Here is a 26,728-nt window from a genome sequence, read left to right as displayed (position 1 = left end):
TCTAGTATAGATAGGTTCAGATAAAATTTGATACTGAATATTAAAAAGTTGTAGTATATTTTTTTGCAAGGAAGTAATAAGGTGGAATAAAAAATGGCAGACAATTATAAGAAGCCGTCCAAGGAACTAGATCGTATTGACCGCAACATTCTTAATGAGTTGCAAAAAGACGGTCGTATCTCAAACGTTGAACTCTCAAAACGAGTAGGACTTTCTCCGACTCCATGTCTTGAACGTGTTCGTCGTTTAGAACGTCAAGGTTACATTACTGGGTACACAGCGTTGCTGAACCCACAGTATCTTGATGCTTCACTTTTAGTGTTTGTTGAAATTACATTGAACCGTGGTGCGCCAGATGTGTTCGAACAATTCAACACCGCTGTGCAGAAACTGGATGACATCCAAGAGTGTCATTTAGTGTCGGGTGATTTTGACTATCTTCTAAAAACACGTGTATCTGATATGGGTGCTTACCGTAAGCTACTGGGTGATACGTTACTTCGTCTACCAGGCGTAAACGACACTCGAACTTACGTAGTAATGGAAGAAGTGAAAAAAACCAATCAACTTGTGATTAAAACTCGTTAGTCACAATTGGTGAAATGAAAGAAAGCGGACATTTGTTCCGCTTTCTTGCTTTCTGGAATTGGGTTTTTCTGTTTGATATGGTTAAATCAACAGTAGTTTCATTGAAAAGAGCGGCTTTTGCCGCTCGAGATGTTTTTATCCCGTTTAATTATTAAGTTGGTTTATGTTCAAGCAGAGCAGTAATAAAGTAGAAACAATCATTAAAACGAGTGAAGAGCCTCAGTCTCCTCGTTTGAGTGGTTCTCAACGTCTCAAAGAGTGCAGTCTGATTCTCGGTGTTCTCTTCTCTATTCTACTTGCCGTTGCGTTATTAACTTTTAGTCCTGCAGACCCATCATGGTCGCAAACGGCGTGGGGTGGTGACATTCAAAATGCGGGTGGCTACCTAGGTGCTTGGTTGGCGGATACGCTTTTCTTCGTATTTGGTTCTTTGGCTTACCCTTTGCCTATCTTAGTGACGGTTGCTGCGTGGGTATTATTCCGCAAGCGTAATGAAGACGAGCAGATCGACTTCATGCTGTGGGGCACTCGCTTACTCGGCCTGACGATCCTAATCCTTACTAGCTGTGGTCTAGCGGATATCAACTTTGACGACATCTGGTACTTTTCATCAGGTGGCGTAGTGGGCGACGTCTTAACAAGCCTTGCACTTCCGACGTTGAATGTTCTTGGTAGTACGTTAGTCCTTCTTTTCTTATGGGGTGCTGGCTTTACTCTATTAACCGGTATTTCTTGGTTAAGCATTGTGGAATGGTTGGGTGAATGTGCCATCAAATTCTTCACATCTGCTGTTAATAAGGCTCGTGGCCAAGAGCAAGAGTTACTTGAGCCTCAGTTAAGAGAATCAGCAGACCGTGATTTAATCGAAGATCGTCATCAAGAGTCAACTTACCGTGATGCTCCTGCTCTAGAAGATAACAAAGAATCAAGAGAGCATGATCCACTCGATCCGGTGATGAGCTTTTCCGCGACTAATGATTCTTCAAGCGTGGCTACAAATGCGTTAGATAATGCTGCATCGCCGAAGCGTCATTACAATATTCACATGCCAGTCGATGCTCCTGCGAAACAAGAAGCTCCTGCGAAGCAAAATGTTTCTGTTCAGGAGGAACATCGGGTTCAGCCTCAAGCTGTAATTGAGCCAGAGCAACCGATCCCTGCAGCGCCTGTTTACCAAGCGCCAGAAGAACCATTAGAAGAAGGTATTGAGCGTTCGAAGCAGTTGAATGCAACGATAGAGCAGCTAGAAAACGCCGCTATGTATGAAGGTGACCTTGCGGAGCAAGAGCAGGTTGATGCGCATGAATCTCAAATCGCGTATCAGCAATACATGCAGAATGAGCAACAAGACGTTACCTCTACTGATACGGCTCTTGAAAGTACAGAACCAGAGAACAATAGCTCGCCAGAAGTAACGAATGAAGTCGATGTTGAAGATGTTCAGCCAGAATCTCTATACGCTTCACCAATGGGTGAGCCAGAAGCAACTGTGGAAGACGATTTCTCTGCACAAGCTTCACCATTTGATGTAACGGAAGAACAGACTGACGAACAGGTTTTCGCTCAGCAGACTGAAACCGAGCAAGCTGATGCAGAATTAGCGGATGAGCAATTTGAACCTTTCTCTTATCAAGAAGAACATTCAGAGCCTGAACAGCCAACAGCACAAAGCCAAGAACCAGCTGTTGATCTTCCTTGGGAAGAAGTAACGGAAGAAGAACCTTCGCATCAAGATCAGGATGTCGCCGCATTCCAAAGCATTGTTTCTGAAGCACAAGCGAATATGGCAGCGGCGCAGAACCCGTTCTTGGTTCAACAAGATGTTAATTTACCGAAACCTGCTGAGCCATTACCAACGCTTGAATTGTTATTCCACCCTGAAAAGCGTGAAACCTTTATTGACCGTGATGCACTAGAAGCGATTGCTCGCCTTGTTGAATCTAAGCTAGCGGACTATAAGATCAAGGCAGATGTGGTTGATATTTTCCCAGGTCCAGTAATCACTCGATTCGAGCTGGATCTTGCTCCAGGCGTGAAAGTGAGCCGTATTTCTGGCCTTTCTATGGACTTGGCTCGTTCGCTCTCTGCATTGGCTGTACGTGTTGTAGAGGTGATTCCGGGTAAACCTTATGTTGGCTTAGAGCTGCCGAACATGAGTCGTCAAACGGTATTCTTCTCAGATGTGGTTGCTAGCCCTCAGTTCCAAGAAGCGAAATCGCCGACGACAGTGGTTCTAGGACAAGACATCGCAGGTGAAGCGGTCATTGCTGATCTATCGAAAATGCCTCACGTTCTGGTTGCTGGTACAACCGGTTCTGGTAAGTCGGTAGGTGTGAACGTAATGATTCTGAGTATGCTTTACAAAGCATCACCGGAAGATGTTCGATTCATCATGATCGACCCGAAAATGCTTGAGTTATCGGTTTACGAAGGCATCCCTCATCTATTGTCTGAAGTGGTAACCGACATGAAAGATGCGTCGAACGCCCTTCGTTGGTGTGTTGGCGAGATGGAACGCCGTTATAAGCTGATGTCAGCGTTAGGCGTTCGTAACATTAAAGGTTACAACGATAAGCTTAAGATGGCTGCGGAAGCGGGTCACCCAATTCACGATCCACTGTGGAAGCCGGGCGACAGCATGGACCCTGAAGCACCATTGCTTGAGAAGCTGCCTTACATTGTGGTTATCGTTGATGAGTTTGCCGACCTAATCATGGTGGTCGGTAAGAAGGTTGAAGAACTGATCGCACGTTTGGCACAAAAAGCACGTGCGGCGGGTGTTCACTTGATCCTAGCGACGCAACGTCCTTCGGTGGATGTTATTACCGGCCTTATCAAAGCGAACATTCCAACCCGTGTGGCCTTTACGGTATCAACCAAAACGGATTCAAGAACTATCCTTGACCAAGGTGGTGCGGAATCACTATTGGGCATGGGTGATATGCTTTACTTGCCACCGGGCTCTAGTCATACAACTCGTGTTCACGGTGCCTTTGCATCTGATGATGATGTACACGCAGTTGTGAATAACTGGAAAGCGCGTGGTAAGCCAAACTATATTGATGAGATCACTAACGGCGAACAAACCCCAGAAACCTTGCTTCCGGGTGAGAAGATGGAAGGTGATGAAGAGGTCGATCCTCTGTTTGATCAAGTGGTAGAACACGTTGTTCATTCACGTCGTGGTTCAGTTTCAGGCGTACAGCGTCGATTCAAGATTGGCTACAACCGTGCTGCACGTATTGTCGAGCAACTTGAAGCTCAAGGTATTGTGAGTGCTCCAGGCCATAACGGTAACCGAGAAGTCTTGGCACCAGCGCCACCAAAAGATTAGTTCCACTAGGAACTCATACCCATTAAGTCGGTCAAATCGAAAATATGACCGACTTATGTTCTAACAGGATTATTGATGAAAAAAGTATTCGCACTTTTATTTATGAGCTTCTCAGTGTTTGCTTCTCCGAAAGAAGAGTTGAGTAGCCGTTTGGCATTGAACGCAGGCTTTAGTGCTGACTTTAAACAAGTCGTGACCAGCCCTGATGGCGATGTTGTCATGGAAGGCGAGGGCACGGTAGAGATTGCACGCCCAAGCTTATTCCGTTGGGAAACCACTTTCCCTGATGAAAACTTGTTGGTATCTGATGGCCAAAGCTTGTGGTACTACAGCCCCTTCATCGAGCAAGTAAGCATTTATTGGCAAGAGCAAGCGACATCACAAACACCTTTTGTTTTGCTTACACGCAACCAAGAAAGCGATTGGGATAACTACAATGTGGCGCAAACAGGTAATCAATTTACGCTAACGCCAACCGCGGTCGATTCAAATCAGGGTGACTTCCAGATTAATATCACTGAAAAGGGCATTGTTCAGGGCTTTAATGTGATTGAACAAGATGGCCAAAAAGGTGAGTTTACCTTTAGCAATGTTGACTTAGGTAAACCAGCAGCAGACCGCTTTACTTTTGTGGCGCCGGAAGGTGTCGAGGTCGACGACCAAAGAAACTGATCTAAACAAGCAGATCGTTTGGTAGTACGTCGATAGGCATTAATGCCATCAACGAATCAAGAGATTGCAATTGAGTAATTACAGCTTAGATTTTGCAGGGGACGAAGATTTTCGTCCCCTTGCTGCTCGTATGAGACCTGAAACTGTCGAACAGTACATCGGTCAGCAGCATATATTGGGCCCAGGGAAACCCCTTCGCAGAGCATTGGAAGCGGGCCATATCCACTCCATGATTCTATGGGGGCCTCCGGGCACCGGTAAAACGACACTCGCAGAAGTGGCAGCAAACTATGCCAATGCTGAAGTTGAGCGCGTATCAGCGGTAACATCGGGTGTGAAAGACATTCGTATCGCCATTGAGAAAGCGCGAGAAAACAAACAAGCAGGGCGCAGAACAATCCTGTTTGTGGATGAGGTCCATCGCTTCAACAAAAGTCAGCAAGATGCCTTTCTACCTCATATTGAAGATGGCACGGTCACCTTTATTGGCGCGACCACAGAAAATCCTTCTTTTGAATTGAACAACGCTTTGTTGTCACGTGCGCGTGTCTACAAGCTAACTTCTCTAAATACTGACGACATCTCCCTTGTTATTCGCCAAGCGGTTGAAGACAAGCAGCGCGGATTAGGTGATGTGCCAGCCGACTTTGCTGACAACGTTTTGGATCGTTTAGCTGAGCTAGTGAACGGTGATGCACGTATGTCGCTCAACTATCTTGAGTTGCTGTATGACATGGCAGAAGACAACGATAAAGGCGAGAAAGCGATCACCTTGCAGTTGTTGGCTGAGGTCGCTGGTGAAAAAGTCGCTCGCTTTGATAACAAGGGCGATATTTGGTACGACCTAATATCTGCCGTTCATAAATCGATTCGTGGTTCAAACCCTGATGCCGCGTTGTATTGGTCGGCAAGAATGATCGCGGCGGGTTGCGACCCTCTGTATATCGTTAGACGCTTACTGGCGATTGCTTCTGAAGATATTGGTAATGCTGATCCTCGTGCTATGCAGGTTGCGATGTCGGCTTGGGATTGCTTTACGCGTATTGGCCCTGCGGAAGGTGAGCGTGCGATTGCACAGGCGGTAGTCTATCTCGCGTGTGCACCAAAGAGTAATGCCGTTTATACCGCTTGGAAGCAAGCCTTAACGGACGCACACAACCTACCGGAATATGAAGTGCCTCATCATTTACGAAATGCACCAACAACTTTGATGAAGGACATGGGCTACGGGCAAGAATACCGTTATGCTCATGACGAACCTGGTGCCTACGCGGCTGGCGAAAAATATCTGCCACCTGAAATGGGAGAGAAGCAATACTATTTCCCAACAAAACGAGGCTTAGAAACCAAAATTGGCGAGAAGCTAGATTATCTGGCGGATTTGGACGCAAAAAGCCCACAAAAACGCTATGAAAAGTAGTCTTTTTTGGATATCGTTACCTAGTCATAAAATTTCAATTAAATCGTTATAAATTGGTCGAAATAGCACCAGTTTTAGGGGTTTAGCAGTGATTCAGTAGCAAACTACTGAATATTCAAATAACTAAAGCATAGGATTAGCAATGCTGGATTCTAAATTACTTCGAGCTGAGCTGGATGAAACAGCGGCAAAATTAGCACGTCGAGGCTTCACCCTTGATGTAGAGACAATTCGTGAACTTGAAGAAAAACGTAAGTCCCTTCAGATGAAAACTGAAGAGCTACAAGCGTTACGTAACTCTCGATCGAAGTCCATTGGTCAAGCGAAAGCAAAAGGCGACCATGAAGAAGCTGAGCGTATCCTTGCAGAAGTAGGCAACTTAGGCGCAGAACTAGACCAAGCTAAAGTAGCATTGGCTGATCTTCAATCTGAGCTAGAAACGATCACAATGTCTATTCCTAACCTACCTGATGCAGAAGTGCCAGATGGTAAAGATGAAGACGACAACGTAGAAGTTTCTCGTTGGGGTCAACCTAAGACTTACGACTTTGAAGTGAAAGATCATGTAGATCTTGGCGAAATGTCTGGCGGTCTTGATTTTGCTAGCGCAGTTAAAATCTCTGGTTCTCGTTTCATCGTGATGAAAGGTAAATTTGCACGTCTACACCGTGCAATTGCTCAGTTCATGCTGGATCTTCACACTGATGAGCACGGCTACACAGAAATGTACGTACCGTACCTAGTGAACCACGATAGCCTTTACGGTACTGGTCAACTTCCTAAGTTCGGTGAAGACTTGTTCCACACAAGCCCACTAACTGAGCAAGTAAGTGACGTACCTCTTAAGACGCTATCGCTTATCCCTACTGCAGAAGTACCGGTAACGAACATGGTTCGTGACACTATTACTGATGAAGCTGAACTGCCACTTAAGATGACAGCTCACACGCCATGTTTCCGTTCTGAAGCGGGTTCTTACGGTCGTGACACTCGTGGTCTTATCCGTATGCACCAATTCGACAAAGTTGAATTAGTACAAATCACTAAACCAGAAGACTCAATGGCAGCGCTTGAAGAGCTAACTGGTCACGCTGAGAAAGTACTTCAACTTCTAGAGCTTCCTTACCGTAAAGTGATTCTATGTACGGGTGACATGGGCTTCGGTTCTGCGAAAACTTACGACTTAGAAGTATGGGTTCCAGCACAAGAGACTTACCGTGAGATTTCTTCTTGCTCAAACATGTGGGATTTCCAAGCGCGTCGTATGCAAGCTCGTTTCCGTCGTAAAGGCGAGAAGAAACCTGAGCTTGTACACACACTAAACGGTTCTGGTCTTGCTGTTGGTCGTACTATGGTTGCGATTCTTGAGAATAACCAAGAAGCTGACGGCCGCATTGCTATCCCAGCAGTACTTCAACCATACATGGGCGGCGTAACGCACATCGGTTAATCGTTCGACGATTTAGTGAGTTCATAAATTATTGAAAACCCAGCTTATTGGCTGGGTTTTTTATTATCTGAAAAATATATTGGTGTGTTCTTTGACTACTTTTACCTAAATATTATTACCAAAAAGTAATAGTGTTTTATTATTTTTGTATATTATTACTTAATTGTAATTTGGCTATAATGTCCTCTTACCGCGGTAGGTAAAGATTTTCTCGTTTATGTACAGAGGAGGGCTTATGGCCGTAGGATGGGCTGGAGACGATAGTGTCAGCCAGCAAATACAAAATACCATTGATGATGAGATCTCTCGTGTAAGAGGAAACCTTCGAGGTGGTGAGAGCTTACTTTATTGTGATGAATGCGGTGATGAGATACCAGAACAAAGACGTCTTGCGATCAAAGGCGTTCGTTTGTGTATCGAATGTCAGTCAATATTAGAGCATGACGCACATCGACATTCATTGTTTAACCGTCGAGCAAGTAAAGATAGCCAATTACGTTAAACTGACGGTTACCTTCAAAACAGTAATGGCCTTACTTTTATGTAAGGCCTTTAAGCTTAATTAAGTGATTTATTATTGAAGATATATAGAAATAATCATCGCTCTTGTTCAGAACAATAAGCGCATTATTTAATGACTATTTAAAGCAATGAGCATTTTGTAATGCAGTGTCGATAGCAGCGACCAATTGCTCAATATGTTGTGGTTCGCTAATAAACGGAGGCATCATATAAATTAACCTTCCGAACGGACGAATCCAAACACCTTGCTCAACAAAATGAGCTTGAATGGTTTCCATATCGATAGGTGTGTGCGTTTCAACAACGCCAATCGCACCTAGCCAGCGTACGTCTTTTACAAGATCATGCTCTCGTAAAGGTGGCAGTAATTCAGAGAAGAGCTGTCCGATCTGTTGAGTCTGATTTTGCCAATCGCCTCGCTCTATGATCGACAAGCTTGCCGCACCGACTGCGCAAGCCAATGGGTTCCCCATGAAGGTTGGTCCGTGCATAAAGCAGCCCGCTTCACCGCCACATACTGTGTCTGCGACTTCTTTACTGGCAAGTGTTGCTGACAGTGTCATATAGCCGCCAGTTAAAGCCTTGCCTACGCATAAAATATCCGGTTGAACATCGGCATGCTCACAGGCGAACAATTTCCCTGTGCGGCCAAATCCGGTCGCAATCTCATCCAATATCAGCAATACGTTGAATTCATCACACAGTAATCGAACCTGTTTTAGGAACTCAGGGTGGTAGATGCGCATACCGCCAGCGCCTTGAACAATTGGCTCTAGAATAACGGCAGCGATTTCTTCATGGTGTGCGGTCAACTTTTCGCGAAAGCTATCAATGTCTTTGGCGTCCCACTTATCCCAAAAGCCAGTTTTTGGTGAATCAGCGAAAATGTGTTCCGGCAGAAAACCTTTATAGAGGCTGTGCATCGAGTTATCAGGGTCGGTAACCGACATCGCAGCAAAGGTATCACCGTGGTAGCCATCTCTGAGCGTGAGGAACTTCGAACGAGGTTGCCCTTTGGCATGCCAGTATTGAAGAGCCATCTTGAGGCTAACCTCTACGGCTACTGACCCTGAATCGGCCAAAAATACATGTTCGAGATTATCTGGCGCGAGATTCAAAAGCTTTTTACACAAATCGATAGCAGGCTGGTGGGTGATACCGCCAAACATAACGTGTGAAACTTTATCGATTTGACTGTGAGCTGCAGCATTTAGCTCAGGGTGATTGTAGCCGTGGATGGTTGACCACCAAGATGACATACCATCAATAATTCGTTTTCTGCCTTCTAATTCTAGGTAAACACCGTCTGCGTTGGTGACTGGATAGCAGGTCAGAGGTGTTAACGTTGATGTGTAGGGATGCCAGATATGCTGGCGATCAAAGGCGAGATCCATAGTAACTTCCATTCTTGGTGTGATTAAAAAATAACCAGATGTAAACTTTTGATATTATCAATGTGTTGACAGTCTAAAGCTTGTCGGTAGACTAGCCAAGCATAAATGCAAACTCTAGACGCAGAGTTGTAACATCAAAAAAATAAAAAAAAGGATCGACACGTGGAAGTTCGTCATGACTGGACAGTTGCTGAAGTAACAGCGCTGCTTGAAAAACCGTTTATGGATTTAATGTTTGAAGCTCAAGTCGTTCATAGACAGTACCAAGAGCACAACCACGTGCAGGTGAGTACGCTTTTATCGATAAAGACAGGTGCTTGCCCTGAAGATTGCAAGTACTGCCCTCAAAGTGCTCACTACCGAACGGATGTCGACAAAGAACGCTTAATGGAAGTCGAGCGTGTTTTGGATGCGGCGCAAAAAGCCAAGAATGCGGGCTCAACTCGTTTCTGCATGGGCGCAGCATGGAAAAACCCGAAAGAGCGTGACATGCCTCACCTGACTGACATGATCAAAGGTGTGAAAGGTATGGGCTTAGAAACTTGTATGACACTGGGCATGTTAACGCCAGATCAAGCGGGTGAATTAGCAGACGCAGGCTTGGACTACTACAACCACAACCTTGATACGTCACCTGAATTCTACGGCAGCATCATTACCACTCGTACTTACCAAGATCGTTTAGATACCTTATCTCATGTACGTGATGCAGGAATGAAGATCTGTTCTGGTGGCATCATAGGTATGGGCGAAAGCACCAATGACCGTGCAGGCCTACTTGTAGAGCTAGCGAACCTTCCTGTCCATCCTGAAAGTGTGCCAATCAACATGCTTGTGAAAGTGAAAGGCACACCAATGGAAAATGTTGATGATGTTGAGTCTTTTGATTTCATTAAATTGATTGCGATTGCTCGTATCATGATGCCTAAATCTGCAGTTCGTTTATCTGCAGGTCGCGAGAACATGAACGAACAGATGCAAGCGATGTGTTTCATGGCGGGTGCAAACTCTATCTTTTACGGTTGTAAGCTACTGACTACGCCAAACCCTGACGAAGACACAGACATGCAGCTATTCAAAAAGTTGGGGATCAACAGCCAACAAGTGGCTCAAAAGCCTGACGAAATTCAAGAAAACGAACTGTTAGATCAAGTGGTGGAGCGCGTCGCGGCTCGCCCTACGAAAGATGACATGTTCTACGATGCCACTGTTTAAATCTCGAATCAAAAGTGCCCTTGCTCATCGTCGCGAGCAAGGGTTAACTCGCCAACTCAAGGTACTTGAAAACAGCAATGGTCCTTTGCTCACTAGCGAAGGTTCTAACTTCATCAACTTTTCGAGCAATGATTACTTAGGCTTGGCGAACGATCCTGAATTGGTCGATGCATGGCAAACAGGGCTTTCCCAATATGGCGCCGGAAGTGCAGCATCGCCATTGGTTACGGGCTTTAGCCCTGCCCACCGAAATTTAGAGGTTCAGCTGTGTGAATGGCTTGGCTTCGAACGTGCCATTCTCTTTAGCTCTGGTTTCAGTGCTAATCAAGCCTTGTTGTTTTCTCTGCTCGAAAAAGATGACTCTTTGTTGCAAGACAAACTTAACCATGCCTCTTTAATGGAAGCTGGGATGCATTCACCTGCAACCATGAAACGCTTTAAGCATAACGACACGCCACATCTCGAGTCGCTATTAAGTCGCTCCCCACAGTCACTGGTCGTGACGGAAGGCGTGTTCAGCATGGATGGCGACCAAGCGCCCCTCAATCAAATATCTAACTTGACCAATCAATACGACAGTTGGCTCGCCGTTGATGATGCCCACGGTATTGGTGTATTGGGTGATAAAGGGGCAGGGAGCTGCAGTGCCGCGCAAATAACGCCTGATATCTTGGTGGTGACCTTTGGTAAAGCATTTGGCCTATCTGGTGCTGCGGTTTTGTGTTCAGCAGAGGTAGGCGACTACTTAACTCAGTTTGCTCGTCATCATGTGTATTCAACAGCAATGCCACCCTCGCAGGCAGTGGCTTTGTCTCATGCATGCCAGATGATTCAAACTCAAGAGTGGCGACGTGAGAAACTAACCGATTTAGGCGCTCTCTATGCAGAGCAAATGAACGGGATAAAAGGTTTTGTTGATACCCAAACACCAATTAAGCCATTTGTAGTAGGTGAAGCACAAGCTGCGTTATCTATTGCAGAAGAGTTGAAGCGTAATCAGCTATGGGTTACAGCGATAAGACCACCAACCGTGCCTGTTGGGACCGCTCGCTTACGAGTGACGTTAACCGCTAATCACACTCAAAATCAGGTTCTTCAGTTAACCAGTTCGCTGCAACAAGCGATTGAATCCAGCTTAGCATTAAGGAAAGAGGCTCAGTAAATGTCACAAGAAGCAGTAGTGCATCATTACGTAGGCCAAGACAAAAGTGCAATTGCCGAAGCTTTTGGTAAAGCGGCAACCACCTATGATAAACACGCCGAGTTTCAGCGTGATGTTGGCCACCGGTTACTAGATAAGCTGCCGAGCGATCTATTTGGTCTAAAGGTTCTCGATTTGGGCTGTGGGACCGGCTACTTTTCTGAGCAGTTAGTCAAACGTGGCGCTAACGTCACATGTGCGGATCTCTCGATTGGAATGCTTGAGAAGTCCAAGCAACGTTGCGGCTCAGCAGTCTCTTTATATCAACAAGCCGATGCCGAACAATTGCCATTTGAAAATGGAAGTTTTGATGTTGTATTTTCTAGCCTTGCGTTGCAATGGTGTGATGATTTGTCGTTGCCTTTGAGAGAGATGAAGCGTGTTACGGCGGTTGGTGGGCGTGTTATTTTCTCAACTTTGCTTGATGGGTCACTGTTTGAGTTGAAAAAGTCATGGTCCAAAATTGACGCACATCAACACGTTAACCATTTTATTACAATCAATCAGGTAAAAATTGCGTTAGCGCAATCTAGCTGTAAGGTTCATCAACTAGACTTGCCCACCATCACCGTTTGGTACGACACTGCGTTTGAACTGATGCGCGACCTTAAAGGCATCGGCGCTAATCACGTAAGTGGTCGCTCACAAGGTTTGACAAGTCGACGCATGCTGCAGCTTGTTGAACGGGAATATCGAGAGTTTAAAAACCATCAAGGTTTCTTGCCAGCAACATATCAAGTTTGTTTAGGGGTTATTCAATTATGATTGATGCATTATTTATTGCAGGTACGGATACCGAAGTGGGAAAAACTGTGGTTTCAAAAGCGATTCTTCAAGCTTTGGCTGCACAAGATTTATCGACAATTGGTTACAAACCAGTTGCTGCAGGGTGTGAGAAATACCCTGAAGGTTTACGTAATAGCGATGCTCTGCATCTTCAAGAAGCCGCGACACAAGATATTGCTTACGAGAACGTAAACCCGTACGCACTGTTGCTACCGTCATCACCTCATATCGCGGCAAAGCACGACGGTGTTGTGATTGATGAAGCGGTGTTATCAGCGAAGTTAGAAGAGCATAAGCAAAACTCTGATATCGTATTAGTGGAAGGCGCTGGTGGTTGGCGTGTCCCTGTTTCTGACGACGAATACCTGTCTAGTTGGGTTAAGAAAGAACAACTTCCGGTTGTGCTGACAGTGGGTATTAAGCTGGGTTGTTTGAGCCACGCTCTATTAACGGCAGAAGCGATCCGAGCAGATGGTCTAAACCTAGTAGGTTGGGTAGCAAACCGTATCAATCCAGGTACTGAGCACTATGCAGATATTATTGCGATGCTTGAAGATAAGCTAGGTGCACCAAAGCTAGGAGAAATCCCTTACGTGCCGAAAGCCAAGTCTAAGAACATTGGTAAGTACATTAATGTACAGCCATTGCTTGATCTTTAAGTTTCAAGTTATGCGTTAAACAAGAAAAGGGCTGCGATTGCAGCCCTTTTGCTATGTTAAGCCATTGGCCATTAGTTTATAAATAATTAGCCTTTTAATCTAACAAGCTCAGGATCAATGTTCTTTTGTCAGTCCCATTAGTGCTTGCTGTGTTTCAGTCATTTTTGTCTGTGCCGTTTGCGGTGTTAGGGTTCCGATCTGCTTTTTCGCTTCTTCTTCAGTAATCCCTAGGTGACAGCACAGTAAATCGATAGCCATTTGAGTGTTAGTACCTTCAACCATGATTCTTCCCTTTTTGTACATGGACCAGCCCATAAATCATCTGATGTCACTGTAAACGGATTGTTATTTCGACACCATACGACTTAGGTCTAATAGGATAGGCTTAATTCGGATATGGTCTCGTAATCAAATGTTGCAATTTAATGCTTAACCTTGTTTTCTTAATCTAAGACTATATGTATAAGTAAGTATAAGTCTTCAAGGTTGGAATCTATTGCTGTCTGCCTTGTCCATAACAATAAGTTTTATAAAAACAGCTTTCATGCGGAGATAAGTAATGAAGCGAGTAATGTTGTTCCTTGCAACCAACCTAGCGGTTGTATTGGTACTAAGTGTTGTTCTTAATATTGTATACGCAGTCACAGGTATGCAACCCGGTAGCCTCTCAGGCTTATTGGTGATGGCTGCGGTATTTGGTTTTGGCGGCTCATTCATTTCATTAATGATGTCAAAGAAAATGGCGCTACGTTCAGTAGGCGGCATGGTCATTGAAAGCCCACGTAACGAAACAGAACATTGGTTGATGGAAACGGTAAGCCGTCAAGCTCAACAAGTTGGTATTGGTATGCCAACAGTGGCGATCTACGATTCGCCAGACATCAACGCATTTGCAACGGGCGCTAAGCGTGATGATTCATTGGTCGCAGTATCAACGGGTCTTCTGCACAGTATGACGCGTGACGAAGCTGAAGCGGTATTAGCTCACGAAGTTAGCCACATCGCGAATGGTGACATGGTGACCATGACTCTAATGCAGGGTGTTGTGAACACGTTCGTTATCTTCCTATCTCGTTTTATCGCCAACATTGTTGCGTCGAATGACAATGAGGAAGAAGGTGGCAGCAACATGATGGTGTACTTCGGTGTGTCTATGGTGCTGGAGTTGGTGTTTGGTTTCTTGGCAAGCTTCATTACGATGTGGTACAGCCGTCATCGTGAATTCCATGCCGATGCAGGTGCTGCGCACTTGGTAGGTAAAGAGAAGATGATTGCAGCGCTAGAGCGTCTAAAAGTGAGCCACGAGCCACAACTAGAAGGTTCTATGATGGCGTTTGGCATTAACGGTAAGAAATCTCTTACTGAACTACTAATGAGCCACCCACCGCTAGATAAGCGTATTGCTTCTCTACGTAACATGTAATATCTAGCATAAGCTGCTGTCGTTAAGCGGCAATATGTATTCTAAAGGCTTCCTTCGGGCGGCCTTTTTTGATCTTAGCGTTCAAGGATGTTTTTCTAATGTGATTTGCAGTATCTGAATGGGGGAGGAGAGTAGGAGAAGTCAGATTTGAATCATTGCTGTTGCTTTGCTTGGAGTATCGTTCGGGACCTTTGTTCTACGCAATAAAAAGGCTTCCACATGGGAAGCCTTAGTCTATTCTGAGATTCGAAATTCGAATCTTACAGCTTGTCAGTTAGCTCAATTGCTTGACCGATGTAGTTCGCTGGAGTCATCTCTTTTAGGCGAATTTTCTCGTCTTCAGGGATTTCTAGACCGTCGATGAATGCACGCATGCCTTCGCCATCTACACGCTTACCACGAGTTAGCTCTTTAAGCTTCTCGTATGGCTTCTCGATGCCGTAACGACGCATTACTGTTTGTACTGGTTCAGCTAGAACTTCCCAGTTCTTGTCTAGCTCAGCAAGTAGCGCTTCACGGTTAACTTCTAGCTTGCTAATGCCTTTCAGAGTTGAAGTGTATGCAATGATTGCGTAGCCAACACCAACACCTAGGTTACGAAGAACCGTAGAGTCAGTTAGGTCACGTTGCCAGCGAGAAACTGGAAGTTTTTGTGCAAGGTGGCTAAATACTGCGTTAGCTAGACCAAGGTTGCCTTCAGAGTTTTCGAAGTCAATTGGGTTAACTTTATGCGGCATTGTAGAAGAACCGATTTCGCCAGCAATAGTCTTCTGCTTGAAGTGACCAAGAGCGATGTAGCCCCATACGTCACGGTCGAAGTCTAGAAGGATTGTGTTGAAACGTGCAACTGCATCAAATAGCTCAGCGATGTAATCGTGAGGTTCGATTTGAGTTGTGTAAGGGTTCCAAGTTACGCCAAGAGATTCAGTGATGAACTCTTCAGAGAATTGGTGCCATTCAACTTCAGGGTATGCAGAAAGGTGAGCGTTGTAGTTACCTACAGCGCCGTTGATTTTCGCTAGGATTTCAACGCTTTCGATTTGCTTGTATTGACGTTCCATACGGTACGCAACGTTAGCCATTTCTTTACCCATAGTAGAAGGAGAAGCTGGCTGACCGTGTGTACGAGAAAGAAGAGGAATATCACGGTATTCGTTCGCAAGTGCTTTGATAGCATCGATTACGTTACGAATTTCTGGAAGAATCACTGTATCACGAGCTTCTTTAAGCATAAGCGCGTGAGATGTGTTGTTGATGTCTTCAGAAGTACATGCAAAGTGAATGAATTCGTTAACTGCGTGAAGCTCAGGAACGCCAGCAACTTTCTCTTTCAAGAAGTACTCAACCGCTTTTACGTCGTGGTTTGTTGTGCGCTCAATCTCTTTGATACGCAGAGCGTCTTCTTCGCTGAAGTTAGCGGCTAGTTCATCAAGAAACTGGTTAGCTTCTGCACTGAACGCTGGTACTTCTTTGATTGCATCAGTTGCTGCAAGCTTTTGTAACCAACGAATTTCAACGATAGAGCGGTACTTTAGTAGTCCAAACTCACTAAAGATGCTGCGCAATGCAATAGTCTTACTTCCGTAACGGCCGTCTACTGGTGAAACAGCAGTCAATGCTGACAGTTCCATGGTGTTCTCCTGAATTGAGTTTTCTAAATTTTGAGAGGTTTATACCAGTAACAATCTCAATTGTCACGCATATTGCGCAATCGTTTGCGTGAGAGTTGTGTTGATACAAAAAACAAGCTCGCGACAAGGCGCGAGCTAATAAATTACATTCGAGCTAGTAGGATTTGAGCCTGCTCGATCATCTTCTTACGGCCGAAGATAAGGTGGCGACGTTTGCCGCCAACTTGACGCCATAGCACAGCGCTTCGAATTCCCGATAGAAGCAGTGCGCGAACCTTATGTTGGCTCGATGTCTGTTGAAGTACAGACGGTGTACCAGAAACCTGAATGCGTGGGCCGATAGGGCTGACGACATCAAGGTAGATACTTGCAAGGTTGCTGATCATTTGCTCGTCAAACAGATCAAAGTGTTCAGTTTGGCGTTCTGCAGTTTGAATGCGGTCGCCAAGCTGAGACATAGAGTCGTTGCGAGAAGATAGCTTACGCTCAAGCGCCATCAAGCTGATGATGTAACGCGTGATATCGCTACCTGCTGGAGTACTATCGATACCTTTTACTAAGCACTCAAGGCCAAGCTTTAGGTTCGCTTCACGTCCAAATACGCCCACGGTATTCGATGGATTGGTATTTAAAATGGCACTGAGTGAAGCTTCGAAGGCATCTTTATCACAATGGCCGTCTTTCGCTACTTGTTGAACCAAAGCCACAGCTTGGCAAATTCCGGCGAAAGCAATAGTACGGTCATAAAGTGTATTAGCCACGTAGTAACTCCTAGTTGTCTTCTATCGTTTGTCGTTTGATTGATTAGATGCGCTTTTCGATGATACCACCACCAAGACATACTTCGCCTTGGTAGAACACTGCAGATTGACCTGGGGTCACAGCGATTTGTGGGTCATCAAAAATAACCTTAATGTTCTCATCATCAATTGGGATGATTGTACAAGGAATATCTGTTTGACGGTAACGTGTTTTTACCGTGCATGTCATAACTTCAGTAATTGGTGTGCGATTTACCCAATGAAGTTGAGAAGCGATCAAACCTTCTGATTTCAGAAGAGGGTGGTCTTTACCTTGTACTGCGATAAGTACATTACGCTTAAGGTCTTTTTCACCAACAAACCATGGTTCTTCATTACCGCCGCCGCCTTTGGTGCCGCCGATATGTAGGCCTTTACGTTGACCTAGTGTGTGGTACATCAAGCCTTGGTGTTGACCAATCACTTGGCCTTCTGGCGTCTCGATGTTACCCGGTTGTGCTGGTAGGTATTTGCCTAGGAACTCAGTGAATTTACGCTCACCAATAAAGCAGATACCTGTAGAGTCTTTTTTCTTCGCTGTGATCAAGTCTTGCTCTTCAGCAATGCGTCGAACTTCAGGCTTCTCTAGTTCGCCAACAGGGAATAGGCTGCGTGCTACTTGATCTGAGCTTAACGTGTATAGGAAATAGCTCTGGTCTTTGTTGCTGTCTAGGCCACGTAGCATTTCTGGTTTAACGCCAGCATCTAGCTCTTCTTGAGTTGGGAAAGTACGACGAACGTAGTGACCCATCGCGATGTAGTCCGCGTCTAGTACTTCATCAGCAAACTCTAAGAATGCTTTGAATTTGATTTCTTTGTTACAAAGGATATCTGGGTTAGGCGTACGGCCTGCTTTGTATTCTTCAAGGAAGTATTCAAATACGTTGTCCCAGTATTCTGCAGCAAAGTTAATGGTGTGAAGGTGGATACCTAGTTTGTCACATACCGCTTGAGCATCAGCAAGATCTTCAGCTGCCGTGCAGTATTCTTCGTTATCGTCTTCTTCCCAGTTTTTCATGAAAAGGCCTTCTACCTGATAGCCTTGTTGCTGAAGAAGATACGCCGATACTGACGAATCTACACCGCCGGACATACCGACAATTACTTTCTTTTCGCTGTTTCCAGAGCTGATATCTGACATGTCTAAACACCGTTACTATTACTTGGTCGCAGATTCTAACAGAAAGAGAAACGCCGTGACAGATCCGAGACCGGAATCACAGTTTCATTTGCACAAATAGTGCGCTGACTTTGTTAGATAATCGCATGAGAGCGAGGTGAGTCGCTAGGATGTCAGAAGTATATGTGGCATAGTCGCTCGAAATCCAAGACCTGAGATAAAAAAATGTCTGAACAAAATGAATTTATGCAAGAAGAAGAACTGATTGAGATCATCGAGAACCAGCTTGAAGATGGCGAACCAGTGAAAGTGAAAGAGACGCTAATGCGTTTAATGATGACAGGTACTCCTCGCGAAGAGGCCATTGCAGCGATGGCATGTGCATTGGCAATTGAAGTATTTGACGTGATGAAAAACGGCGCGGAGTTTAATCAAAAACGTTACGCCGAGCATTTAGGCATGCTGCCTGATTTAAGCTTTATGGAAGGCGAATAAAAAAAACCTTTAGCAAACGTTTGCTATAGTTTGAGAGATTGCCGCGTTAAATATAGCGCGGTAGAATCCGCCACCTATTTCCCCTTGACTTAGACTAGCCCTATGAAATTCCCTGGACAACGTAAATCAAAGCACTACTTTCCGGTTCACGCTCGTGATCCTTTAGTGAGCCAAGCTCAAAGCAGCAAAAGAATGTCACGCACTCATATTATCGGTATCGACCAAACTTTGGTGGATATTGAAGCTAAGGTGAGTACTGATCTTATTGAGAAGTATGGTTTGAGCAAGGGACATTCACTGGTTATTGGTGATGAAGCCGCTGAATCTTTATATCAAGAATTAAAAGATCAGTGCCTGATTACCAATGAATACGCTGGTGGCACAATTGGTAACACATTACACAACTATTCAGTACTGGCTGATGACCGTTCAACACTGTTAGGTGTAATGAGCCAAGATATTAAGATTGGTAGCTACGGTTACCGCTATTTATGTAATACATCAAGCAGAATGGATCTGAACCATTTACAAGGGGTAGATGGCGCAATTGGTCGCTGCTTTGCATTAATTACAGAAGATGGTGAACGTACTTTCGCAATTAGCGAAGGACAAATGAACCAATTAAAACCAGAAAGCATTCCTGAAAAAATCTTCAAAAGTGCTTCTGCTTTAGTATTAACGGCTTATTTAGTTCGTTGTAAGCCTGGCGATCCTATGCCAGAAGCAACAATGAAAGCGATCGAATACGCGAAGAAATACGACGTACCCGTTGTTTTAACCCTTGGTACTAAATTCGTTATTCAAGACGATCCAGAATTCTGGAAAGACTTCTTAGAGCAACACGTAACGGTTGTTGCAATGAATGAAGACGAAGCTGAAGCATTAACGGGTGAAAGCGATCCTCTTGCTGCATCAGATAAAGCACTAGAGTGGGTAGACCTTGTTCTATGTACAGCCGGCCCTGTTGGCCTATTCATGGCTGGCTACACGGAAGATGCAGCTAAGCGTGAAACGTCACTGCCTTTACTTCCAGGTTCAATTGCTGAATTCAACCGTTTTGAATTTAGTCGTCCTGCCCATAAAGAGTTATGTGAAAACCCAACTAAAGTGTACTCGCACATTGCGCCATACATGGGTGGTCCAGAAAAGATCAAAAACACCAATGGTGCAGGTGATGCTGCGTTATCAGCTTTATTACATGATATGGCTGCTAATAAGTACCACAAAGAAAACGTGCCAAATTCAAGTAAGCACCAGCATTCATTCTTGACGTATTCTTCATTCTCACAAGTTTGTAAATATTCAAACCGTGCTAGCTATGAAGTGTTAGTTCAACACTCTCCACGTTTATCTCGCGGCCTTCCTGAAAGAGAAGATAGCCTAGAAGAAGCGTACTGGGAAAGATAAGCGACTTTCTTTAATCAGTAGTACTGTCAGTTTTAGCTTGTTTCTAATACTGATGGTATAAATATAAAAAAGGCTCCGAAAGGAGCCTTTTTTGTTTCTGAATATATTGAAGTCGTAAATAATACTTTGGTCGACTTAAATATTAATTCTATTGCTTAGCGTGTAATTGATTACTCGCCAAGTAAACTAAATGTTTAGATAGCAAACTCTTCTAGAGATTTACCAGCATCTAGCTGTTCTTGGATAGCTGAAGGCGTACGGCCTTGACCTGTCCAAGTCTTCTCGTCGCCGTTTGCGTCTACGTATTTGTATTTCGCTGGGCGAGGAGCGCGTTTAGCTTTTGTTGTTTTAGATTTTGCTTCACCAGAAAGTGCAGCAATAAGATCGGCAACATCAATTCCGTCTTTTGCAATTTGTTCAGCAATAGCAGAAAGTTTCGCTTCTTGCTCAGCTTTAGCAGCACGTTCTTCAGCTTCAGACTCTTGACGCTCTTGTACAACAATGGTCAGCTTGTCTAGTGCTTCTTCAAGTTGCTCAAGAGTTAATTCACGTGAGAACGCACGAAGGCTGCGGATATTTAATAGAGTTTTTGTTAATTCAGACATGATATTTTCCATCAAGGTAAACTAAATAATCCTCCTAATAATAAACAGAGCCTAGGAATAAAACAAATAGTATTTCTTCTATTACATATTTAAATATAAAAGTGAGATGAATGGTTGAAAATTCACAGCTCTATTTCTATCGAATTTATAATAATTATTAAAATTATCTTAAAAACGGATATGTGACTGGTGGAGTAGTTAACTTATGTGGACTATTCTTCTACTGATTAGTTCATTAACAAAAAGCTACGTTTTCTCGGAATGATATGTTGCATTGTTGCTCTTGATGAGTACAATTGCGGCTACCTGATGCGAGGCTTTGGTTAATTTGTTGTTAAACTCTGGTTTACACGGTTAATAATGTTATCGCACGTAGAGGTGCAATTATAAAAAGTAACTTCCGTTGGGGTGATGCCAATGAACGGGAATGAAAGGTGTAATTGCCGAAGTAAATTGTATATCTAAGCAATTTGCTGGGGTTGTGCTCAATAGGTACAACACTGCCATAGTCTTAATTTTAAACTATGGAGCGCTACTGTAGGGTTGGGTGAAGTGTTCACTTCCCTTTCGCTTAGTTCAACATGAGCTTGGTCAGTCGTATCAAGTTTGTCTGCAGTAGATCTCTAGCCAAATAAAAAACTGGTTTTTGAAGATCATGAATTTAATAGATTTTGCAACATCACCTTTATCTTTGCTTCCGCCTCTTGTGGCTTTAAGTCTTGCTATTGTTACCCGCCGTGTATTGGTTTCTTTGGGTGTCGGTATCATCATGGGTGCGATTCTACTTGCTGACTACTCTGTAGTTAATGCAGCGAGTTACGTGTTTACTAAAGCATCTGGTGTTTTCATCGAAGATGGCGGCATTAACACTTGGAACATGAGCATCATTGCATTCCTAATCATTCTTGGAATGACTACTGCACTACTAACGCTGTCTGGTGGTACTCGTGCATTTGCTGAATGGGCACAGTCTCGCGTTAAGAGCAAACGTGGTTCAAAACTACTTGCTGCTTTCTTAGGTGTATTCATCTTTGTTGATGACTACTTTAACAGCCTAGCGGTTGGTGCTATCTCTCGCCCTGTAACAGACCGTTTCTACGTATCTCGCGCTAAGCTTGCTTATATCCTAGATTCAACGGCTGCTCCTATGTGTGTGATTATGCCTGCTTCTAGCTGGGGTGCTTACATCATCACTATCATTGGCGGCATCTTAGTGACACACGGTGTGACAGAGTATTCTGCACTGGGTGCTTACGTTCGTCTTATCCCAATGAACTTCTACGCTGTGTTCGCACTACTAATGGTGTTTGCTGTGGCATGGTTCGGCCTAGATGTTGGTAAAATGCGTGAGCATGAGATTGAAGCATCTCAAGGTCGTGGCTTTGAAGGCGACAACGATCAAAAGCAAGCGCACGATCTAAATGAAGAGCTAGACATCGAAGAGAGCGAAAATGGTTCTGTTTCTGATCTAGTTATGCCAATCGTATCGCTAATCGTAGCAACAGTTGCTGCAATGCTTTACACAGGGGGCCAAGCGCTTGCTGCTGATGGTGAAGCATTTAACCTTCTAGGTGCGTTTGAAAACACAGATGTAGGTAAGTCTCTTGTTTACGGTGGCATCATTGGCCTACTAGTTGCACTAGCGACGGTATTTAAGCAGAAGCTGTCTATGGCAGACATCGCAAGAACGATGTGGATTGGCGCAAGCTCTATGTTTGGCGCTATCCTGATTCTTGTGTTCGCTTGGACTATCGGTTCTGTAATCGGCGACATGAAAACAGGTTCTTACCTATCGTCTTTAGTAACAGGCAGCATTGATTACCACTGGCTACCCGTTATTTTGTTCCTTCTTGCTGGCGTTATGGCGTTCTCGACAGGTACATCTTGGGGTACGTTCGGTATTATGCTACCTATCGCGGGTGACATGGCTGCTGCATCTGACATCGCGCTAATTTTGCCGATGCTAAGTGCGGTTCTAGCGGGTGCTGTATTTGGTGACCACTGTTCTCCAATCTCAGACACAACGATTCTGTCTTCTACAGGTGCTCGTTGTAACCACATTGACCACGTATCGACTCAGCTTCCTTACGCGTTGTCTGTGGCGTTCGTATCGTGCATTGGTTTCATTACCCTAGGTATGACATCTTCAATTGGCATCGCATTTGGCGCAGCGTCTCTAACGTTTGTGGCTGTTTGTTTTGCATTGGCTTATTTCTCTCGCTGTAAAATGGCGACGTGCAAAAGCTAAAACCGAAAGTTAATCAGTAAACTATCAGGGAGGCGTTGGCCTCCCTTTTTTGTGCTTGTTAATTTAATTTTAAGTTTCGTGAAAAAAGTTCGAATAAATGGTTGAAAAAGGATCCCAGCTTAGTTAGTGTGGAGACAAGAAAGCAAACAACTGAAGAGCTTATAAGTATGCGTAAATTAGTAATGAACATTCATCACCATCATCACCCTATCTAGTCTTTCGGGGAGATTTACGTATACCCGGGAGCAAGAATTCTCCCGGAGGTTAAGTCAAAGAATTTAGATTTAAACCCTCGGGATGACAAAGTCTTCCGAGGGTTTTTTAGTTTTAGCGCTTTTAAATAATCAATAAATTCAAACATTTGCACAGGGATACAGCAATGCAGACACAACGCCTAAGAATCGCAATTCAAAAGAAAGGTCGCTTAAGTAAAGAGTGCCAAGACCTACTTAAAAAATGTGGTGTTAAATTTAACATCATGGGTGAGCGCCTAGTTGTTCATTCACTAAATATGCCAATCGACTTGTTATTAGTTCGTGATGATGACATCCCAGGTCTTATCATGGATGGTGTGGTTGACCTTGGTTTTATCGGTGAGAATGAACTGGAAGAAGTTCGCCTAGACCGTGTTGCTCTAAAAGAACCATCAGAGTTTCGCACACTACGCCGTCTAGACTTCGGTGGTTGCCGTCTTTCTATCGCTATCAACAAAGATGAAGAATACAACGGCCCACAAGACTTAGCGGGCAAACGCATCGCGACAACTTACCCACAACTACTGAAAGCCTACATGGATGAGCAGGGTGTTGAATTCAGCACTTGTATGCTAACAGGCTCGGTTGAAGTTGCTCCTCGCGCAGGCCTAGCAGACGCTATCGCAGATTTAGTTTCTACAGGTGCAACGCTAGAAGCAAACGGCCTAAAAGAAGCAGAAGCTATCTTCCAATCGAAAGCAACACTGATTCAACGTGTTGGTGAGTTCGACGCAGACAAAACCGCATTGATTGAAAAACTACTGACTCGTATGCAGGGTGTTCAGCAAGCGAAAGAGTCGAAGTACATCATGCTTCACGCGCCAACATCTCAGCTAGAGCAAATCAAAGCGCTACTGCCTGGTGCTGAAGATCCAACGGTTCTTCCACTATCAACAGACAAAGATAAAGTTGCTGTTCACCTAGTAAGTACAGAGAACTTGTTCTGGGAAACAATGGAGCAGCTGAAAGAGTTGGGTGCAAGCTCGATTCTAGTATTACCAATCGAAAAAATGATGGGGTAGTGACGATGAGAACCGTTGTTTGGCAAGCTTTAAGTGAATCACAGCAAGACTCGGTATTAGAGCGTCCAGCTATTACTGAAGGTGCAAACATCACAGCGACTGTTTCTGATGTTATTGCAAAAGTACGAAATGAAGGCGATGCCGCGCTTAAAGAGCTGACGGCAAAGTTTGATGGTGTGACTCCAGAATCTATTCGAGTCAGTTCAAATGAAATCGAAGAGGCATGTGCTCGTCTAACACCAGAAATGAAGCAAGCGCTTGAGCAAGCTTATAGCAACATTGCTAAGTTTCACGAAGCTCAAAAGCCTCAACCTATCAAAGTTGAGACACAGCCGGGCGTTGTGTGTGAGCAAGTGACTCGCGCGATCAATACTGTTGGTCTTTATATTCCAGGTGGCAGTGCGCCACTACCGTCAACGGTTCTTATGTTAGGTGTTCCTGCTCAAATCGCAGGTTGCCGTAAGGTAGTGCTTTGTTCACCTCCGCCAATCGCGGATGAAATCTTGTATGTCGCTAAGCTTTGTAAGATCGACGAGGTGTATAACGTCGGTGGTGGCCAAGCCGTGGCTGCAATGGCTTACGGTACCGAGAGCGTGGCTAAAGTCGATAAGATCTTCGGCCCGGGTAATGCCTATGTAACCGAAGCTAAGCGCCAAGTAAGCAACGATTTCTGCGGCGCGGCGATTGATATGCCTGCTGGCCCATCTGAAGTGTTGGTGATTGCTGATGAAACGGCAGATGCAGACTTTATTGCAGCGGACTTGTTAAGCCAAGCGGAGCACGGCCCTGATTCTCAGGTTGTACTGGTTACACCATCGCCCGTGGTTGCAGACCAAGTAACAGAAGCCGTTCAGAAGCAACTGAAAGAGTTATCTCGTGCGAACATCGCTCAGCAAGCATTGGCTTCAAGCTTAATCATCATTGCTGAATCGATCACTCAAGCGATTGCGATTTCGAATTTCTACGGTCCAGAGCACTTGATCGTTCAAACCAAGAACCCACGTGAATTGCTGCCATTGCTTGATAATGCTGGTTCAATCTTCCTTGGCGACTGGTCTCCAGAATCGGCAGGTGACTATGCATCTGGTACAAACCACGTTCTTCCGACTTACGGTTATACCAAGACTTATTCAAGTTTAGGTTTGGCTGATTTCTCTAAGCGAATGACAGTACAAGAGCTAACAGCCGATGGCTTAAAAAGCCTAGCTCCAACTGTAGTAACAATGGCGGAAGCCGAAGGCTTGGATGCACACAAACGTGCTGTGACTATCCGAGTTGAAAAATTAAACCAAGCTAAGTAAGGGCAGGGCATGGAAAAGTTAGCAAGAAAACAAGTTCAGGCTCTCACACCTTATTTGTCTGCAAGACGCATTGGCGGGACTGGTGATGTTTGGCTAAACGCCAACGAATCTCCGTTTGATAACGAGTACAACCTAAACCTGTCTCGTCTCAATCGCTACAGCGAATGTCAGCCTAAAGAGTTGATTGACGCTTACGCACAATACGCAGGTGTGAAATCAGATCAAACACTGACGACTCGTGGTGCTGACGAAGGCATCGAGTTATTGATTCGTGCTTTTTGTGAGCCGAACGAAGACGCTATTCTTTACTGCCCACCCACTTACGGTATGTACGCAATCAGTGCAGAGACGATCGGTGTTGAGCGTAAAGTCGTACCTCTGACTTCCGAATGGCAATTGGATCTTCCTGCGATTGAAGCACAACTCGACAACGTGAAAGTGGTGTTTGTTTGTAGCCCAAATAACCCAACCGGTAATTTGGTTGATCGTAAAGACATCATCAAGTTGCTTGAAATGACACAAGACAAAGCGATTGTGGTGATGGATGAAGCGTATATCGATTTCTGCCCAGAAGCTTCAACCGTTGACTTGCTTGAGCAGTATCCAAACCTAGCGATTCTGCGCACCTTGTCGAAAGCCTTTGCGCTAGCAGGTTTGCGTTGTGGTTTTACGTTGGCGAACAAAGAGCTTATCGATGTACTGTTGAAAGTGATTGCGCCTTACCCTGTGCCAATCCCAGTGGCTGACATTGCCGTTCAAGCGCTTTCAGAGCAAGGACTCGCACGAGCTAAGTTCCAAGTTCTGGATTTAAGTGCTAACCGAGCGTATTTGCAAGCCGGTTTAATGGGCATGCCTCAGGTGACGGTATATGACGGTTGGGGGAACTACCTACTGGTTAAATTCCCGAACGGTGACGATTTATTTAAAGCGGCTTGGGATACGGGCATTATCTTGCGTAATTCTCCAATCGAAGATTGTGTTCGTATTAGTATTGGTAACCGCGAAGAGTGCGAAAAGACACTTGGATTCATTCGTAACTTCTATCAGTAACGAAAGGCTTACCAGCAATAGCATTTGCCAGTTTGAGTTGATTCATCACCAGCTGGCAAGTGAAACCAATATTTTGGGTTAGCGTTTGATTTTAGCTAGGCCACCAGATTTAAAATTAAAAGGAAGTTCAA

The 26,728-nt window shown here is 44.6% G+C and carries 23 protein-coding genes, 1 riboswitch and 1 other annotated feature; of the genes, 17 read left to right on the top strand and 6 right to left on the bottom strand.

Features of this window, described 5'->3' with window-relative positions; genetic code table 11:
• Positions 1-93 precede the first annotated feature (93 nt).
• From lrp to BCT34_RS07470, 6 genes are all read left to right on the top strand, one after another.
• Positions 94-588, top strand: coding sequence for a leucine-responsive transcriptional regulator Lrp (lrp, locus tag BCT34_RS07495; protein WP_076650992.1), 495 nt, complete (start codon positions 94-96; stop codon positions 586-588).
• 163 nt (positions 589-751) lie between these two features.
• Complete coding sequence (locus BCT34_RS07490; protein ID WP_076650993.1) at positions 752-3,922, top strand: DNA translocase FtsK 4TM domain-containing protein; 3,171 nt, start codon at positions 752-754, stop codon at positions 3,920-3,922.
• A gap of 75 nt (positions 3,923-3,997) precedes the next feature.
• Positions 3,998-4,594: an outer membrane lipoprotein chaperone LolA gene (gene lolA / locus BCT34_RS07485; RefSeq protein ID WP_017060248.1), complete on the top strand. Its 597-nt coding sequence runs from the start codon at positions 3,998-4,000 to the stop codon at positions 4,592-4,594.
• 64 nt (positions 4,595-4,658) lie between these two features.
• Positions 4,659-6,014 (top strand): replication-associated recombination protein A, encoded by a 1,356-nt coding sequence (locus tag BCT34_RS07480; protein WP_241902783.1) that lies wholly within the window; start codon positions 4,659-4,661, stop codon positions 6,012-6,014.
• A gap of 142 nt (positions 6,015-6,156) precedes the next feature.
• Positions 6,157-7,464, top strand: a complete 1,308-nt coding sequence (serS, locus tag BCT34_RS07475; RefSeq protein ID WP_010439959.1) for a serine--tRNA ligase — start codon at positions 6,157-6,159, stop codon at positions 7,462-7,464.
• Between the two features lie 235 nt (positions 7,465-7,699).
• Complete coding sequence (locus tag BCT34_RS07470; RefSeq protein ID WP_076650994.1) at positions 7,700-7,966, top strand: DksA/TraR family C4-type zinc finger protein; 267 nt, start codon at positions 7,700-7,702, stop codon at positions 7,964-7,966.
• Positions 7,967-8,102: 136 nt separating this feature from the next.
• On the opposite strand, the gene bioA is transcribed toward BCT34_RS07470, so the two are convergent.
• Positions 8,103-9,380, bottom strand: a complete 1,278-nt coding sequence (gene bioA / locus BCT34_RS07465) for an adenosylmethionine--8-amino-7-oxononanoate transaminase (protein ID WP_076650995.1) — start codon at positions 9,378-9,380, stop codon at positions 8,103-8,105.
• A 162-nt stretch (positions 9,381-9,542) separates the two neighbouring features.
• Here bioA and bioB point away from each other — a divergent pair, with 162 nt between their 5' ends.
• Genes bioB through bioD form a run of 4 tightly spaced genes read left to right on the top strand, consistent with a single transcriptional unit; the run spans position 9,543 to position 13,241 of the window.
• Positions 9,543-10,595: a biotin synthase BioB gene (gene bioB / locus BCT34_RS07460; RefSeq protein WP_076650996.1), complete on the top strand. Its 1,053-nt coding sequence runs from the start codon at positions 9,543-9,545 to the stop codon at positions 10,593-10,595.
• On the top strand, positions 10,582-11,757 hold the full coding sequence (gene bioF / locus BCT34_RS07455; protein ID WP_076650997.1) for an 8-amino-7-oxononanoate synthase: 1,176 nt from the start codon (positions 10,582-10,584) through the stop codon (positions 11,755-11,757). Before bioB ends, bioF begins: the two co-directional genes overlap by 14 nt.
• A complete protein-coding gene (gene bioC / locus BCT34_RS07450; RefSeq protein ID WP_076650998.1) occupies positions 11,758-12,561 on the top strand; it encodes a malonyl-ACP O-methyltransferase BioC in 804 nt (267 codons plus the stop codon). It abuts the gene before it with no gap.
• Positions 12,558-13,241, top strand: coding sequence for a dethiobiotin synthase (gene bioD, locus BCT34_RS07445; RefSeq protein ID WP_076650999.1), 684 nt, complete (start codon positions 12,558-12,560; stop codon positions 13,239-13,241). The genes bioC and bioD overlap by 4 nt, the downstream gene beginning before the upstream one ends.
• A 114-nt stretch (positions 13,242-13,355) precedes the next feature.
• On the opposite strand, the gene BCT34_RS24405 is transcribed toward bioD, so the two are convergent.
• Positions 13,356-13,523, bottom strand: coding sequence for a hypothetical protein (locus BCT34_RS24405; protein WP_165690280.1), 168 nt, complete (start codon positions 13,521-13,523; stop codon positions 13,356-13,358).
• A 277-nt stretch (positions 13,524-13,800) separates the two neighbouring features.
• On the opposite strand from BCT34_RS24405, the gene htpX reads away from it, so the two are divergent.
• The gene (gene htpX, locus BCT34_RS07440; RefSeq protein WP_048609388.1) at positions 13,801-14,664 is read left to right on the top strand and encodes a protease HtpX; all 864 of its coding nucleotides are present in this window, start codon (positions 13,801-13,803) and stop codon (positions 14,662-14,664) included.
• 260 nt (positions 14,665-14,924) lie between these two features.
• Here htpX and purB read toward each other — a convergent pair whose 3' ends face one another.
• From purB to mnmA, 3 genes are all read right to left on the bottom strand, one after another.
• Positions 14,925-16,295 carry an adenylosuccinate lyase gene (purB, locus tag BCT34_RS07435; RefSeq protein ID WP_076651000.1) on the bottom strand — a complete coding sequence of 457 codons (1,371 nt, stop codon included), beginning with the start codon at positions 16,293-16,295 and terminating at the stop codon, positions 14,925-14,927.
• Between the two features lie 143 nt (positions 16,296-16,438).
• Positions 16,439-17,056: a high frequency lysogenization protein HflD gene (gene hflD, locus BCT34_RS07430; protein WP_017060259.1), complete on the bottom strand. Its 618-nt coding sequence runs from the start codon at positions 17,054-17,056 to the stop codon at positions 16,439-16,441.
• A 43-nt stretch (positions 17,057-17,099) separates the two neighbouring features.
• The gene (gene mnmA, locus BCT34_RS07425) at positions 17,100-18,236 is read right to left on the bottom strand and encodes a tRNA 2-thiouridine(34) synthase MnmA (RefSeq protein WP_017631376.1); all 1,137 of its coding nucleotides are present in this window, start codon (positions 18,234-18,236) and stop codon (positions 17,100-17,102) included.
• Between the two features lie 204 nt (positions 18,237-18,440).
• On the opposite strand from mnmA, the gene BCT34_RS07420 reads away from it, so the two are divergent.
• Positions 18,441-18,710 (top strand): hypothetical protein, encoded by a 270-nt coding sequence (locus tag BCT34_RS07420; protein ID WP_010439986.1) that lies wholly within the window; start codon positions 18,441-18,443, stop codon positions 18,708-18,710.
• Positions 18,711-18,812: 102 nt separating this feature from the next.
• Positions 18,813-20,117 carry an inosine/guanosine kinase gene (locus BCT34_RS07415; RefSeq protein ID WP_102300455.1) on the top strand — a complete coding sequence of 435 codons (1,305 nt, stop codon included), beginning with the start codon at positions 18,813-18,815 and terminating at the stop codon, positions 20,115-20,117.
• 194 nt (positions 20,118-20,311) lie between these two features.
• On the opposite strand, the gene BCT34_RS07410 is transcribed toward BCT34_RS07415, so the two are convergent.
• Positions 20,312-20,722: an H-NS family nucleoid-associated regulatory protein gene (locus BCT34_RS07410; protein ID WP_017060262.1), complete on the bottom strand. Its 411-nt coding sequence runs from the start codon at positions 20,720-20,722 to the stop codon at positions 20,312-20,314.
• Positions 20,723-21,087: 365 nt separating this feature from the next.
• Positions 21,088-21,265: riboswitch (Lysine riboswitch) on the top strand.
• Between the two features lie 112 nt (positions 21,266-21,377).
• On the opposite strand from BCT34_RS07410, the gene BCT34_RS07405 reads away from it, so the two are divergent.
• The 4 genes from BCT34_RS07405 (at position 21,378) to hisC (ending at position 26,597) form a co-directional block, all read left to right on the top strand.
• On the top strand, positions 21,378-22,970 hold the full coding sequence (locus BCT34_RS07405; RefSeq protein ID WP_076654394.1) for a Na+/H+ antiporter NhaC family protein: 1,593 nt from the start codon (positions 21,378-21,380) through the stop codon (positions 22,968-22,970).
• A gap of 190 nt (positions 22,971-23,160) precedes the next feature.
• Positions 23,161-23,296: a sequence feature (His leader region), on the top strand.
• A gap of 53 nt (positions 23,297-23,349) precedes the next feature.
• Positions 23,350-24,246 (top strand): ATP phosphoribosyltransferase, encoded by an 897-nt coding sequence (hisG, locus tag BCT34_RS07400; protein ID WP_029223418.1) that lies wholly within the window; start codon positions 23,350-23,352, stop codon positions 24,244-24,246.
• Positions 24,246-25,547, top strand: a complete 1,302-nt coding sequence (gene hisD / locus BCT34_RS07395) for a histidinol dehydrogenase (RefSeq protein ID WP_076654395.1) — start codon at positions 24,246-24,248, stop codon at positions 25,545-25,547. Before hisG ends, hisD begins: the two co-directional genes overlap by 1 nt.
• 9 nt (positions 25,548-25,556) lie before the next feature.
• Positions 25,557-26,597, top strand: coding sequence for a histidinol-phosphate transaminase (hisC, locus tag BCT34_RS07390; RefSeq protein WP_076654396.1), 1,041 nt, complete (start codon positions 25,557-25,559; stop codon positions 26,595-26,597).
• The last annotated feature ends 131 nt before the right edge of the window (positions 26,598-26,728 follow it).

The organism is Vibrio sp. 10N.261.45.E2, from assembly GCF_002875705.1.
GTDB lineage: Bacteria > Pseudomonadota > Gammaproteobacteria > Enterobacterales > Vibrionaceae > Vibrio.
The sequence above is the reverse complement of the archived record's forward strand: the minus strand, read 5'-3'. Positions and strand labels throughout refer to the sequence as shown.